Here is a 15,417-nt window from a genome sequence, read left to right on the forward strand (position 1 = left end):
ATTTCCTATTTTAATATTGGGAATAGATTCTATTTCTTTCTCATAATGATTACCATATATGCAATAAAAATATATGGTGGTGGAACAAATGAGAACTCATCATGCACAATCCCCCTCTTTTTCAGATCCTGCATGGTTAAAACAGCAAATAGAAGCAATTCTTCGTTTTTATTATCCGCGATGTATAGATACAAAAAATGGCGGATATTATCAATGTTTTCTTGATGATGGAACGATTTGTGATTTTCAGACGAAAAGTTTAATTGGAACAGCTCGCTTTATTTATATATTCAGCACTGGAGCGATGATAGGTCATGCTTCTTGGTGTATACCTGTAATTGAACATGGATTAGCTTTTTTGCAAAAATATCATTTAGACAAAGAGTATGGCGGCTTTTTTTGGTTATTAAACGGCAAAAAAGCAAGTGATCCATCCAAGCGTACATATGGTCATGCATTTGCCCTTTTAGCGGCTGCAAAGGCGTATCAAGCAGGAGTGAAATCTGCTTATCCTCTTTTGGATTTTATTTATGATGTCGCAGAAACATATTTTTTTGAACCTAAATATCAGTTGTATTTAGATGAATTTGACAGAGACTGGAGCAATCCTTCCCCATACAGAGGGCAAAATGCCAATATGCATATGTGTGAAGCAATGATTGCTGCATATGAAGCAACTTCTGAAGAAAAGTATTTAAAAAAGGCTTATATACTCGCTAAAAACGTAACTCGATTAACTTCGCAGTCTAGCGGCATGATCTGGGAGCATTATGATTCAACATGGACTATTGATTGGTCCTACAACGAAACAAATCCTTCTTTAAAAGAATTTCGCCCAGAAGGTTTCATATTCGGCCACTCGATTGAATGGAGCAAGTTGCTTTTAATGTTGGAAAGACATCATTCCGAACAATGGATGGTAACAAAATCAGTTGAATTATATAATCTAGCATTCAAAAAAGGGTCTGATCCATTGTATGGCGGCATCTATTACTCTCTATCAATAGATGGAAAAATTCTTGATGCTGATAAACATTACTGGGTGATGGCAGAAAGTTTTGGAGCGTCTGCTCTCTTGGCAAAAAAATTACAATCCCCAGATTACCAGCATAATTACGACACTCTTTTTTCTTATGCCTGGATGCATTTTGTCGATAAAAAGCATGGCGGCTGGTTTCAGTTATTAAATCGGGAAAATCAAAAATACAGCAATATAAAAAGCCCTGTTAATAAAACAGATTATCATCCGATTGCGAATTATTATGAAGCAATGCGGACATTTATTTAAGTTTAATGCCTAGGTGCAAACAATATAACAGAAGCGCCAATGATACAAATCACTGCTCCAATCCAGTCATACAAATCTGGTGTTTTTTTGTCAATTCCCCAGCCCCACAAAACGGATAATACAATAAACACGCCTCCGTATGCAGCGTAGACTCTACCAAACGAAGGGAATGATTGGAAGGTAGCAATAATTCCATACAATACTAATATCATTCCGCCGATTACACCAAAAAAGCCTGATTTTCCTTCACGCAGCCATAACCAAATTAAATAGCCTCCCCCGATTTCAGCTAATCCTGCCAGTAAAAATAAAATAAAAGTCATCATAATGAACCTTTCTTTCTCGTTCAAGGAAAAACACTCGGCTTTTATTCATGACATCACCAAGTGTTTTCCTCTTGTTTTTATTATTGATAGTGTTGTTCCTTTTAATAGCACTGATTTTTCTTTTAACTCTTTTCGTATAGATTGTTGTTGTTTAACCCGCAGCCTGAATACACTTCGCTTTCCGTGGACGAGCGCCGAGCCTCCTCGTCGCTATGCTCCTGTGGGGTCTCGTCTTTCTCGCTTTTCCCGCAGGAGTCTACGTGTATTCAGGCTGCTCCGTGCTTCAACCATGTTTATTGTTTTATTCAAAAACAACAAACTTTTAGAAAACAGCCTTCTTTTTACCTTGTGAATTATATCATATCTTACCCTATACAGCGTTTGCTAGTAGTAACAAGCTTTCCCAAATAATATATACTTCTAATGCCAAAAATGAATGCTGCTATACTATATCGGCATGTGAGAGGTGAGCAGCATGTTGACTTGCTGTCAGCTTGCTGATAATCGTTGCCAACATAAACGTTCTTTCCACAAACGTATCTAAATCAAGATATTCTTCCTCACTGTGGGCAAAACCGCCTACTGGTCCTAATCCATCCATTGTTGGAACACCTAATGCACTTGTGAAGGCACCATCTGATCCCCCTCCGGTATATGTATCTTTTATATTAATCCCTGCTTCAGCACCCGCTTCTTGAACAATTTTTAATAGTTTAATAGAACCTTTCGTTTTTTCCATTGGCGGACGATTGATTTTACCTTTTACTTCAATTTCTGTTCCTTCTATATCTGAAACAGAACAAATCTCCCGAATTTTTTTATCAAGAAGAGGAGCTTGTTCCATCTTCGCTATTCTAACATCTACTCCAGCAATCGCTGTTGACGCTACAGTGTTAACGGATGTTCCACCTTCTATCATACCAACATTTACAGTGATTCCTTCTTGGTATTTTGTCAATTCATGCAACTTTATTGTTTTATATGCTAATTCCGCAATAGCGCTTCTTCCCTTTTCGTGTTCAACCCCTGCATGGGCAGCTACTCCTTTCACTTTTAACGTATATCTTCCACCTCCTTTACGCGCCGAAACAATCGAGCCATCTCTTCTTCCAGGTTCAACTATAAGGGAATATTCCTTATTGTTTGCAGTCTGTTCAATTAATTTTCTAGAAGAAGTAGAACCAATTTCTTCATCACTGTTTAAAATGATTTCTACGTTTTTATACCCTTCATTTCCAGCATGATGCAATGCTTTTATCGCATAAAGGACCGACACAAGACTCCCTTTCATATCAACTACTCCAGGTCCATATGCAAAATGGTCCTCAATGCGGAACGGTCTGCTTTTTACTGTCCCTTTTGGAAAAACAGTATCCATATGAGCAACTATCATGATCTTTGGATTATCAGCTTCTTGATGACGAAGAATTATGTGATTGCCTCTTTCTTGTTCTTCGATAATTTCTGTTCGAAATCCTAATTCTTTGTATTCAGAAACTAGCATCTTTCCAATCTTATCGATCCCTTTTTTTATATAACTTCCGCTATCAATATTGACAAGAGTCTCTAGTAAATCTATCATTTCTTTTTCTTTGCTTTTAATATAGTGTTCCATCCCCTCAAAACCCCTTTTTATATTATTATGAAAAGAAACACAGACGGCTAAGCCGAGCCAATAACTCTACTTTCCCCATTATTCTTTCTAACTAATCAGAATATACTGACTATTAAAGGTATATATATACCCAACCCACTATTATTCATAAGTATAGGGACCCGAAATATTATTGTCAATTAGCAAAACAGGGATTAAAAAATGTTTATTGCTGCCGTCGCTTGTTTTTCTGCTGTTGCACTAAAATGTTTTGCTTAGTTATCAGCCTCTCTGAAAAAAAATAAAAAAACTCCCAAAGGAAGTTTTCTACTCGAACTTATTTAAAGAATGTTTCCCTTTCTATACAAGCGAAACATGATATAAACCTTTGGTCTTTTCATCCTTCTCCATCGTTTTTCTTAATACTTTTAATGCACGATGCTGTGTAATTTTCACTTTGCTTTCCGTCCACCCTAAATAGGCTGCTGTTTCTACAATTGACATTTCATACAGATAACGGTTAATAATAACCATTCGTTGATCAACTGTACAAACTTGAAGACAATCGTTAATCCAGTTGAATACTTCTTTTTGGAGAGTAACGTCTTCTGGCAATACGCTATCATCTTTCATTTCCGTAAAAAAAGAGATATTCGCATAAAAGTTATGTAAATTAATTCCTTTTTGTTTTCGAAAATGGTCAAAAGCAATATTCCTTGCAATTGTATATAACCATGTTTTTTCACTACTGTTCCCTTTAAAACCACTTTTCGTTTTTAGAACTCGCATAAATACTTCCTGGACTAAATCTTCTGCTTGTTCTTGATTTACACCCATATACACTAAAAAATGAAAAACATCGTGGTTATATTTTACAAATAACTCTTCTATAGAAGACACTCTCTCCACCCCTATAAAAAATCTAGCCATTTTCGAAACAAACTTTTAGCCGCTTCTCTATTTCTTAAATACAAAAGATATGTCATTAACTTGAATTATATACCATATTTTCCTATTATAGAATAAAAGGATACTACAATTAATTTTCGGAAATATCCATATTATTTAAAGCCGTTTCATTTTTTACTGTATGAAACTCATATAAGGAACCGTTTTCTTTTATAATAGATATTTCTTGTAACACAAAGATAATTAAATAAAAAAGCATACTTGCAAACAACAAAAACATTAACATAGTGGAGATAACACTGCGATTTACATTGGATTCCATCTGCAATTCCCCCTCAATCAAGTTATTCATTACAATCATAAAACGCTTTTTCGTAAAAAACAGTTACATAAAAGTAATATTTTCTTATTATTTTTGTAATCTTATTGTAACATAAATAAAAGGAAAAAATATACTTTCTTTGTGTTTTTTTTCAAATTTTTCTGCTTATTTAAATAAAGAATCTGTTAAACTTGCCTGTTGATTTCCGCTCCAGGCGTTCGCTTTCCGCGGGCGGTCCGGGAGCCTCCTCGGCGCTGTGCGCCTGTGGGGTCTCCCTCTGACTCGCTTTTCCCGCAGGAGTCTCACGCCTTCCACTCCAATCAACATAGTGCCTAAATCAACAATGAGCTTTAACATAGCCTAAATAAAAAAGGTATAACTTCCTTCATTTAAGAAGGTGTTATACCTTTTTCCGTATAATAATAGTGTGAACAAACCATTTTTTTGGAAAATGAGCACTATTTAACATACTAAGCCTGTTTACCTTTTTAAACCAGCTTGGAGACGATTCACTTCGGCAATCACTTTCTCTTCATCTATCGTTAAGCATTGGCGATCTTTTACAATCAGCTTGCCATCAATGTATACATCGCATACGTCACGTCCATTTGCTGCATAAAGCAAATGCGAATATGCCTCGCTTATCGGCTGCAGATGCTCTTTGTCATACGGATAGATGGTAATGAAATCAGCTTTTTTCCCTTTTTCTAAAGAGCCTGTAAAGCCCATGCCAATAGCTTCTGCTCCTACTCTTGTAGCTAAAGATAATGCAGTTTCAGCAGGAAGCTTCGTTGCATCCTTATACATTCCTTTTTGCAGCAGTGCTGCGGTTCTCATTTCTTTAAACATATCAAAATTATTATTAGAAGCTACTCCATCTGTTGCTATTCCTACTTTTATCCCCTTATCTAAAAGACGAACAACATCTGCTACTCCTGAACCCAGTTTCAAATTACTGATTGGATTATGAGCAACTCGTACATCATATTGCTTTAATATTTCCCGTTCTTCATCGTTCAGCACCACACCATGGGCCATCACAGTTGGCCGATCAAATATGCCTAAACGACGAAGATATTCAACAGGACGATTTCCGTATCGCTTTTGGATGTCTTCAATTTCATAATCCGTCTCAGAAACATGCATATGCATCATTAAATCATTTTCCTTTGCAATCCTTATACTTTCAATAAGGGCTTCCGTTGTACAAGCATATGGACTATGTGGTGCTACCATCGTTGTTAAACGGCCATCTGCAGCAGTCTTATAATTCTTGGCAAAACACTCGGCCCCTTTTAAGTTTTCCTGCTGCTCTTTCTCTGTCCCTAAGCTGAAAATAGTATACGAAAAGGCTCCCCGAATCCCGGTTTCACCAATTTTTTGCATAACAGCATCAACATCAATGCCGTTGGGATTAAACATATCTGAAAATGTAGTTGTTCCAGATTTCAACATCTCTAAAATACCAAGCTCTGTACTAACTGTCGCAATTTCCGTCGTAAATTGCGATTCTAGTGGCCATATTTTCGTTTCCAGCCAGGGCTTTAATAACATATCATCTCCAATGCCGCGCAAAAGCGTCATTACGATATGCGAATGGGCATTTACCAACCCTGGCAGCAACCATTTTCCGCCTAAGTCTACAACCTCATCTGCCTCTTCCATCTTTTCCTTACAAGGAGAACCAATATAGGTAATTGATTGATTCTCCACCAACATCATGCCATTTTTAAAAATTTGATTTTCCTTATCCATCGTAAAAAAAGTAGCGTTCACATAAGCTGTATTCAAACCTATCCCCTCCAAAATCAATTTGTATCATTTTTTTAATGGACGATATGCTCGTCTAAGTTAAACGATTTTATTCTTTTGTCAGCATTATAAAACCTTTTATCAGAAATACTTCAACAGCATCCTTCCTCAGAGGTCTGACAACTAAAATTTGTCTTATTATATCATTTATTGAACAAATTTGTGTATATTCATCTTATTTCATTTTCTTTTTTAACAGATAATGCATCTTGATCAGCAATTATCGTTACATTTGGATGTGTTTTCAGAATGGAGGCGGGAAGCTGTTCATTTACCTCTTCTGTTAATAGCTTATAAAGAATGTCTGCTTTTTTCGTGCCTGATACTAATAATAAAATTTGTTTGCTTTTCATAATGGTCGATATTCCCATGGAAATTGCGTGAGTAGGCACTTCTTCTAGACTAGTAAAATAACGTGCATTCGCTGCTCTTGTAGATGCTGTTAGTTCTACCACTCTTGTTTTAGAAGAAAAAGAAGTACCCGGCTCGTTAAATCCGATATGGCCATTTTCTCCAATCCCTAACACTTGCAGATCAATGCCGCCGAGTGATGCGATTAATTGGTCGTATTTATCTCCTGGTAAACTAGCTGAAGGGAAAAATGTTTGTTCTTTTTCTATATTAATAGGATCAAATAAATGCATGTCCATATAATACGCATAACTTTGGCGACTATCTATCGGTATGCCGATATATTCATCTAAATTTACCGTATGAACTTTTTGATAGGAAGTTTGATTTTTTTTATAATCTTCCACTAACAATCGATACATTCCAGTTGGAGTCCCACCCGTTGCAAGCCCCAATACGGCATCTGGCTTTTTGTTCACTTGTTCAATTACGGCTTCAGCTGCTTTTTTGCTCATTGTTTCATAATTTGCTACTTCGATTAGTTTCAAATCCATCTCCTCCCTTAACTATTAATATGATTTCCTTGTTATTGATTATTATCATTATAAAACAAAGATATTAAAGCTTGAATTTTGTACAAATTATTTATTCATTTTTTTATGTCAACAAAAAAGAAAGCGCTTTCATTAATAAGCACAAAGAATCATTTAAAAAAATATTCGAAACTCTTGACTAATCGTAAGAAGGAGCTGTCTACATGGATCATTCCATCCATAATAAACACCCCCAGAAGCTTCATCCCTTTTTAACTGCTCATTCTTTTCGTATTATTTATAAATTCAAGTATCGTTTTTTTATCAGGAATTGATGAAATCGCACCTTTTCCTGTTGTTGTTAATGCACCGCTTGCATTCGCATACGCTAAAATTTCTTCATGATGCGTCAACAGAATATTTTCTACATTTACCTGATCGGCCTTCTTTTCTAAAAGTTGAAATAAAAAACCACCAATAAAAGCATCTCCTGCACCTGTTGTATCTTGTACTGTTACAGTATATCCGTTTGAATGAAACTTGTTCCCTTTCACATAAAGATCCGCTCCATCAGCACCTTTTGTGTAAATAACAGCTTTTACTTCCCCAACAAAAAGAGACTGTATCGCTTGCTCTTCATCAGTAATTCCAGTAATAAATGCCAATTCTTCATCAGAAATTTTTACAACATGACTTTCTGGTATAAATTGCAATATTGTTTGTCGACAATCTTCTGGATTATTCCATAATGGCAGACGAACATTTGGATCAAAACTGATTAAAGCACCGTTTGCTTTCGCTGCTTTAATTGCAGCAATATGCGCTTTTTTCATTGGGCTTTCCACAAGATCAACGGAACAATAATGGAGAATGTCTCCTTCTTCAAACCAGTTTTCATCAATTTCATCCGCGGACAGCAACAAATCGGCAGATGGATTTCGATAAAAGGAAAAATCCCTTTCGCCGTCATGACGAAGTGAAACAAATGCTAATCCTGTATTTGCTTGTGATGTTCTTGTGATTTTATCGGTATGAACACCCGCTTCTGCCAGCTTTTCTATTAAAAAATCACCGAACGGATCATTTCCTAATTTTGTAATCATTGATGCGTCCGCTCCATATTTTGCTGCTGCAGCAGCAACATTTGCTGGTGCCCCACCGGGAGCGCGCTCAAATGAAACCACATCTTTTAAAGCTTTTCCTTTTTCTAAAGGAATAAAATCAACTAATACTTCCCCGATTGAATATAAATGAGGCATTATTTACACTCCTTACTCCCTTATACTTGCCATATCGTTGCTTTAAGAGCCACACTTCCTTCTTCTGCAAAAAAGAGAATATCTTCGCTTGTTTCTTTCGGAAATATTCTGCTTGTAAACACTTCTTCTCCATCATTGATAAAGATTTCAACAGAAGAAACATCGACAAAAAGGTGGAATTTAATCGCTTCTGCTTCAAGGTTGCATTTTCTTGTCGTTCCATAATCCTTAGCCACTTCTTTACCAGAAGCTGTTCGATCTAAGATCACTTTTTTTTCTTTTCTATTATACATAATAATCGTTTCTTCTGTTACCCCTGCACGAAATTTAATGCCGAATTTATCTGCATCAACAGATTGAAATTCTGCCATCAATTCATATGTTGTGCCTTTAAATCCAGGATAGGATTTCTCTTCGTTTTGAACAATATCATTTGCTGAGCATTCACTTTTACGCAATAAATGCAGCTCTTCAGCTGGCTGCTGAATTAATTTATTATTTTTTACAGACAATACTCTTGGCAATGTTAAACAGTGGGCCCAACCATTTGCATCTGTTGGGTAGTCTATATCCGGCAATCCCATCCAGCCGACTAAAAGGCGGCGTTCTTTTTCATCCAGCGTTGTTTGCGGAGCATAAAAATCAAAGCCGCGATCTAGTTCGATAAAACCGTTATGCTTTAATTCTTTTGTTTGCAAATCTAACGGATCTCCTAAACAATAGCCTGATTGATAAATATTTTGATAGTTATCTCCTTCAGCTGCAAGACCTTGTGGAGAGAAAATCAGCACCCCCTGTCCTTGTAATGAAAAATAATCTGGACACTCCCACATATAGCCAAAATCAGGCAAGTTTGTTTTTAATTCCCCTAAAAAACTCCAATCTAATAAATCAGGAGAACGATATAAGACAATCGCTCCTGTTTGGTCGCTTCTTTGAATACCGATTACTGCATAAAACATATCATTTTCTTTCCAAACCTTAGGGTCGCGAAAATGGTCGGTATAGCCATTTGGCACTTCTGATATAACCGGTTTTTCTGCTTTTTTTATCGATCCGTCTTTATCCATTACAGCGATGCATTGATATGGATGTCTCACCCACTCTTCATCTCTTGTATTCCCCGTATAAAATAAATACAGTTTATCATGATGGACAATGCCGCTTCCCGAAAAGGCACCGTGGCTTTCATAAGGTGTATCTGGTTTTATCCCAATACCGGCATCTTCCCAATGAACTAGATCCGTCGATTTTACATGGTACCAATATTTTAGTCCATGAACTGGGCCGAGAGGAAACCATTGATAAAACAAATGGTATTCCCCATTAAAAAAAGCAAATCCGTTCGGATCGTTTAAAAGTCCTGTATTTGGCTGAATATGATATTTTTGTCGCCATGAACAGTTATTAACCGTTTCTGTTAATACTGCCATCTCTTTTTCGCTTGCATCTTCCAAGCTGCGGTAGCGTTGTTCTTTTGTCCACTCCATCTGTTGCCCTCCTTCTTGCCAAAACGTTTACTTTATTCGTCACCCTCCTTGTTCGGATGCCCATGATCCGATAAAGGAGAATGAACGAATAATTTTGCATTAATGAAAATCGACTAAAATTCCCACTTCCTTATGTTTTCGTCGATTTCCTCATATCCTGTGAACCTATTGCTGTTTGTTTTATGCTACATTTCCATTAACACCTTTTGCTGCTTTTTTAGCATCTCTTTTTGCTAAAATAATTGTTGTTGCATATGCAACGGTAAATGAAATTACCATACCAATAATGTAAAAAATGATAGAGTCAGGTTTAATAGAAATAATTCCAGGCACTCCGGCAGCACCTAACGCAATCGCTTTCACTTTAAACATAGAGATAAATAAACATCCTGCTGCTGAACCAATAATTGCGCCAATAAATGGATAACGAAGCTTTAAGTTAACTCCAAACATTGCCGGTTCTGTAATCCCTAATAGTGCAGAAATGCCGGCAGCAGATGCCACCCCTTTTACTTTTGCATCTTTTGTTAGCAGCAATACCGCAAGTGTCGCTGCTCCTTGTGCAACATTAGACATTGCTGCAGTTGGAAAAATAAAAGAACCGCCCGTTTTCGCAATATCCGCTAATAATTGTGTTTCCACTGCAATAAAACTATGATGCATTCCTGTAATAACGATTGGTGCGTAAAATAATCCAAAAATAGCACCGCCAATAAATCCAGTAGAATCATAGAGCCATACTAAACCATCTGTTAACAAATTACCTGCAGATCGAGTAATTGGTCCAATCGCTGTAAAGGTTAAAACACCTGTAATAAATAAAGCAAATAATGGCGTTAATAAATTATCTAATGATGATGGCGTTATTTTCCGTATATTTGTTTCTAATTTTGCTAAAATATAAGATGATACTAAAACAGGAAGGACTGTTCCTTGATAACCAACTTTTTCTATTTCAAAACCCAATATATTCCAAACAGGGACTTCACCTTTAAGAACTGCTGCTCCGTAGTTGTAGCCATTTAATAAATCCGGATGCACCAACAACATTCCTAATGCAGCTCCTAAATACGGATTGCCTCCAAATCTTTTAGTAGCAGAAAATCCTATTAATATAGGTAAAAACACGAATGCTGCATTTGCAAATGTATTAATAAGTGCTGCTAAATCTGCTAAGCCAGGATTTGCATCTACTAATGATTTGCCTTCTATAAATAAATCCTGTGCAGTAAGAACATTATTTAATCCCATTAATAAACCGCCTGCAACAATGGCAGGAATAATCGGTACAAAGATATCTGACAGCATTTTTACAAATCGTTGAATTGGATTTAGCTTTTTGCTGCTGGCGCTTTTTACATCACTTGTGGACATTTCCGAAATCCCAGTAAGCTTCGTTAATTCTTTATAGACCTCATTAACAATTCCAGCTCCTAATATAATCTGAAATTGTCCTCCAGTAGAAAAAGTTCCTTTTACTGCAGCGATACTCTCTAATTTTTGTTGATCTACTTTACTTTCATCCTCTAACACTAACCGCAATCTTGTAGAACAATGTGCTGCAGCAGAAACATTTTCTTTTTCCCCAATACTTTGTAAAATCTGCTTTGCAATTTCTTGATAACTCATAACAATCCTCCTCAATGAAATGTATATTTGGAACCGGTTACATTAAAGTTTAAAAATATTTGAAACCGGTTCCAAATCATTTTAACAAATTAAAGGAACCGCTTTCAAAATGAATTATAAAATAATCACCCCTTATTGTCAACGCTTTCTCGAAAAATAATTCGAAAATTCGAAACTGTTAATTTAGGAATTGATTCCCCTCTTACTAGCTGGATCATATTCTTTGCTGCTAATTGGCCAGCCTCTTGATAAAAAAACTTTGCCGTTGTTAAGCCAGGATGAATCATCCCTGTGATGTCATATCCGCCAAACCCGGTGATGGATATATCTTTCGGGATGGATAATCCTTTCATGTATGCTGCCTTCATGACACCAATGGCAATGTTATCCGTTGCACACACAAAAATAGATGGTTGAAAAGAATCTATTATTTCCGGTACTATTTTAATCGTATCATTTGTCAAAAAGCTTGTTTCATAGTATCTTGCTTCTATATCAGAAGCAGTAAAAATACTATCTTTAAATCCTTTTTTTCTATTTATTCCAACCGCAATATCCTTTTCCGTTACACCTAAATAGGCAATTTTTTTATGCCCTTTTTCCAGCACAAACTTCCCTATTTGAAATGCAGCATCGTAGTCATTATGTATAAGACTATAAACCTTAGGATGCTGTTGCCCTACTAGCAGCACAGGGATATTTATTTTTTGAAAAGCGTCTAAATGCATTGATGTAATTTCTGCAGCAAGCAAAATAATGCCGGCAACCTTTTGATGTGCCAATGTATAGATATTTTCTATTTCTCTTTCTAAATTTTGATTAGAATTAGAGACTAGCATTTGATAGTGATGCTCTTTTAATCGTTCATCAATGCCGATCAGCGTTCTTGAAGTTGCATAAGAGTCAAGCCTAGGAACAATAGTGCCGATGATATTTGTATTTTTCGCTTTTAAGCTTTGAGCAAATGCATTAGGAGAGTAGCCTGTTTGTTTCATAATATATTCAATTTTTCTTTTTGTTTCATCGCTTACAGAGCCGTTATTAAGATAACGGGAAACTGTACTCTTGGATACTCCTGCAAGTTTTGCAATATCAGCAATTGTTTTCATATTTACCACCTCAACCGTAATACAGAATATTGTTTTCCTACTTATAGAGGATGTTCAAAAAGGCACCCTCTTCGTTGGCTTGCTTCTAATTTGTTACTTTTTGAGCTTACACTTATACTATATTTTATAACATAAAGAATGTATACCTTTTCATATAATGATAAATAATGGATGAATAGAAGTTGTTCAAAAAGTATGGGAATATAAGCTTGCGAATCTCTATATACCTTCCATGCCTCGACCTTATCCGCTGTGATTGTCCTCCTTTTTGAACAAGCATTCATACTATTAATTTTTTCAAGAAAGGAAGGATGCACGATGAAAATGATTCCTTTTCCAACATTTCGAAGTAAAGAACCCATAAATGATTACGATTATAACCTAATAAAACATCCTGTTCCTTCTAAAAAACCGGCCGTTACCGTGATAACACCCATCTATAATAATGAAAAAACGATTCGCAACTGTATCGATTCCGTTTTGACGCAAACTCTCGGCCATGAAAATATCGAGTATATTCTTGTAGATGATGGCTCTATCGACAACTCGCGCAGCATTTTATTAGAATATGCCAATAAGCATCCTATGATCATGCTCGCTTTTTTAAAAAGAAATAGTGGTACACCTGCTTCACCAAGAAATTTAGGCATCCAGCTTGCCACTGCACCTTATATCACTTTTCTAGATGCAGATGACTGGCTCGAAAAAACCGGATTAGAAAAATTATATACCGTATTAGAGGAAACTGGCGATGATTATGTCGTAGGAAAAACGATTCAAAAGGGTTCCAAGCTTACAAAAATTATTGGTGAACATGAATCTTGTATGGAACGAAGAAGTGTTTCTCCTGCTAGCATCCCCCATATTTTTCAACATTTAGGTCCGAGGGCAAGAATGATGAAAACAAAGATTATAAAAGAAAATAACCTTCGTTTCCCGGCAATGAAATTTGCTGAAGACAAGCAGTTTTTTATGGATTATTTATTAGCCTCAAAAAAAATATCAACCATAAAAGATACGGTTTATTATGTGAATCGTCTCGATGATAATAATAAATCATTGACTAAACAAACGAATGTGCTAAAAAAGATGAAGTGCAACCTGCAAGTAATTGATTATTTTCAACAGAAGGAATTGGATGAAACTTTGCAAAAAATGCTGTTAAATCGGTTATATGAATTCGATTGTTTTATCCGATTTATCAACAAATACCATACACTTCGCAGAGAAAACCGTTCTTCTTTAAAAACTAAAACGACTGATTTTATGAAAAGACAATCCTATATTTGGACGTTCAAAAAAGTATTAAAAACAACCAAAAAGCTAGATTATGATATTACGGACCATTTTTTCCAGCCAATTAACAAAGTATGCTACGAGCTTTTTAAAAATAAACAATATAAACAATTGGAAGAGCTTTTTAAATGGCATACGACAGAAAAAGTCAAACAACATATAGTAAAAGACAATCAGCCGTATATGGTTTCTCCCTTGCAAGATCCATACAAATATATAGAGATTCCTATGTACGCTGAAATAATAAAAAGCTATGTTGATAAAGATCACTATGTTCTCGAATTTAAAGTTTCCGGCAAGGATTTAGCCGATATAACAGATATTCTTTTCCGAGACAGAGCAAATATCAATAATGAGTTTTCTGTAAAGACAGTGGTCGATAGAAACGGTTTCGGAAAGTTGGAGCTGCCTGTTTTATGGTTTGCTTCCTTGCCAAAGACTGTTTACAATATTTTCTTGCGTTATCAAGATTATAATAAAATTTATTTTACGATCCCAGATTCTAAAGTACGTGTTTCTATCAATGATTCAAACGCATCTCATTTTTATACAACAAAGCATCAGCACCTAGCGCTGAAAATTCAATAAAGCTAGAAAAGTACAAACGCCTTGCTCAGCCCTGAAGATACATTTGACTAAGATCAAGTGCTTTTGGCAAAGTTTTTTTTACAGAGGCTAGATACTCATCTAAGATAAAACATTTGATGATTTTTTATCTTTTAATAAAGGCTCTGTTACATTTCAATGTTGATGTATAACGGCAGGAAATTCATTCGCTTTCCGCGGGGCAAGCCTCCTCGCTCGTCCGCGGAAAACGTAATAAATTCGACAAATTTTTACTACCTTACAATTTCTTTGTAAGGTCTTTTTTTGTTCTATTATGGTAGGTATTTCTATTTTTTATCATAAATGTTTTTTTGGGACATATTTTAAATCAAAGTTGTTTTTTAATTTTTATGCCACAATAAATATTTTGTGCTTTTTTACAAATACTAAAATAAATGAAATTAAATACTTAACTTTAGGAGAGAAAAAAATAAAGAAAATTAAAATTTTTAGTATTGGACTAGCTATTTGTTTGTTAGCATTAAGTGTTTATAATCTTTCAGCTAAAGCTCAATATTCTAATACGCATGAAGCGAAGAAATCCAATGAAGCCACCGACTATTTTTTATTAAGTTTATTTAGTAATGAAATACGTCACTCTGTAGCAGAGCATTATAAAACAGATAACGTAAGTTTCGGCAGTTCTGATTCAATTTTTATTAAATATGGTCATGATAGTAAGGATATTCCTGTAGTTGAAATGGTGCAAAGTGGGAAAGGGCATGAATTACCAAATTCATATTTAGTAAAAATTAATGTTACACCACAGAAAAAAGGAATATTAGGAAGAGACACTATCACTTTTGGAGTAGAACCAAACAAAAATGAAAAAGGGAATATTGAAATAAGAATGTTAGATTATAAACATACTGCTCCATCAGAGAAATAAGAAA

General features: G+C 35.5%; 13 protein-coding genes. 3 read left to right on the plus strand and 10 right to left on the minus strand.

What is annotated here, in order from left to right; translation table 11 throughout:
- Positions 1–88: 88 nt before the first annotated feature.
- Complete coding sequence (locus ACTYA4_RS11165; protein ID WP_445505636.1) at positions 89–1,288, plus strand: AGE family epimerase/isomerase; 1,200 nt, start codon at positions 89–91, stop codon at positions 1,286–1,288.
- Positions 1,289–1,290: 2 nt separating this feature from the next.
- Here the strand turns inward: ACTYA4_RS11165 and ACTYA4_RS11170 are convergent, their stop codons facing one another.
- The 10 genes from ACTYA4_RS11170 to ACTYA4_RS11215 all read right to left on the minus strand — a co-directional run bounded on the left by ACTYA4_RS11170 (position 1,291) and on the right by ACTYA4_RS11215 (position 12,622).
- Complete coding sequence (locus ACTYA4_RS11170) at positions 1,291–1,614, minus strand: YnfA family protein (protein WP_443481057.1); 324 nt, start codon at positions 1,612–1,614, stop codon at positions 1,291–1,293.
- Positions 1,615–2,056: 442 nt separating this feature from the next.
- Complete coding sequence (locus ACTYA4_RS11175; protein WP_445505637.1) at positions 2,057–3,229, minus strand: M20 family metallopeptidase; 1,173 nt, start codon at positions 3,227–3,229, stop codon at positions 2,057–2,059.
- A 339-nt stretch (positions 3,230–3,568) separates the two neighbouring features.
- Positions 3,569–4,108 carry a sigma-70 family RNA polymerase sigma factor gene (locus ACTYA4_RS11180; protein ID WP_443481059.1) on the minus strand — a complete coding sequence of 180 codons (540 nt, stop codon included), beginning with the start codon at positions 4,106–4,108 and terminating at the stop codon, positions 3,569–3,571.
- 139 nt (positions 4,109–4,247) lie between these two features.
- On the minus strand, positions 4,248–4,439 hold the full coding sequence (locus tag ACTYA4_RS11185; RefSeq protein WP_443481060.1) for a hypothetical protein: 192 nt from the start codon (positions 4,437–4,439) through the stop codon (positions 4,248–4,250).
- Positions 4,440–4,919: 480 nt separating this feature from the next.
- Positions 4,920–6,194, minus strand: a complete 1,275-nt coding sequence (locus ACTYA4_RS11190) for an amidohydrolase family protein (protein WP_445505658.1) — start codon at positions 6,192–6,194, stop codon at positions 4,920–4,922.
- A gap of 227 nt (positions 6,195–6,421) precedes the next feature.
- Complete coding sequence (nagB, locus tag ACTYA4_RS11195; protein WP_445505638.1) at positions 6,422–7,150, minus strand: glucosamine-6-phosphate deaminase; 729 nt, start codon at positions 7,148–7,150, stop codon at positions 6,422–6,424.
- Between the two features lie 257 nt (positions 7,151–7,407).
- Complete coding sequence (locus tag ACTYA4_RS11200) at positions 7,408–8,394, minus strand: carbohydrate kinase family protein (RefSeq protein ID WP_443481062.1); 987 nt, start codon at positions 8,392–8,394, stop codon at positions 7,408–7,410.
- A gap of 20 nt (positions 8,395–8,414) precedes the next feature.
- Positions 8,415–9,884: a glycoside hydrolase family 32 protein gene (locus tag ACTYA4_RS11205; protein WP_443481063.1), complete on the minus strand. Its 1,470-nt coding sequence runs from the start codon at positions 9,882–9,884 to the stop codon at positions 8,415–8,417.
- 180 nt (positions 9,885–10,064) lie between these two features.
- Positions 10,065–11,513, minus strand: a complete 1,449-nt coding sequence (locus tag ACTYA4_RS11210; RefSeq protein WP_443481064.1) for a sucrose-specific PTS transporter subunit IIBC — start codon at positions 11,511–11,513, stop codon at positions 10,065–10,067.
- Between the two features lie 125 nt (positions 11,514–11,638).
- The gene (locus tag ACTYA4_RS11215) at positions 11,639–12,622 is read right to left on the minus strand and encodes a LacI family DNA-binding transcriptional regulator (RefSeq protein ID WP_443481065.1); all 984 of its coding nucleotides are present in this window, start codon (positions 12,620–12,622) and stop codon (positions 11,639–11,641) included.
- Between the two features lie 318 nt (positions 12,623–12,940).
- Here ACTYA4_RS11215 and ACTYA4_RS11220 point away from each other — a divergent pair, with 318 nt between their 5' ends.
- Positions 12,941–14,506 carry a glycosyltransferase family 2 protein gene (locus ACTYA4_RS11220; protein ID WP_443481066.1) on the plus strand — a complete coding sequence of 522 codons (1,566 nt, stop codon included), beginning with the start codon at positions 12,941–12,943 and terminating at the stop codon, positions 14,504–14,506.
- 292 nt (positions 14,507–14,798) lie between these two features.
- Positions 14,799–15,413, plus strand: a complete 615-nt coding sequence (locus ACTYA4_RS11225; protein ID WP_443481067.1) for a hypothetical protein — start codon at positions 14,799–14,801, stop codon at positions 15,411–15,413.
- The last annotated feature ends 4 nt before the right edge of the window (positions 15,414–15,417 follow it).

The sequence above is a fragment of the Niallia yueguangensis genome, assembly GCF_052663115.1.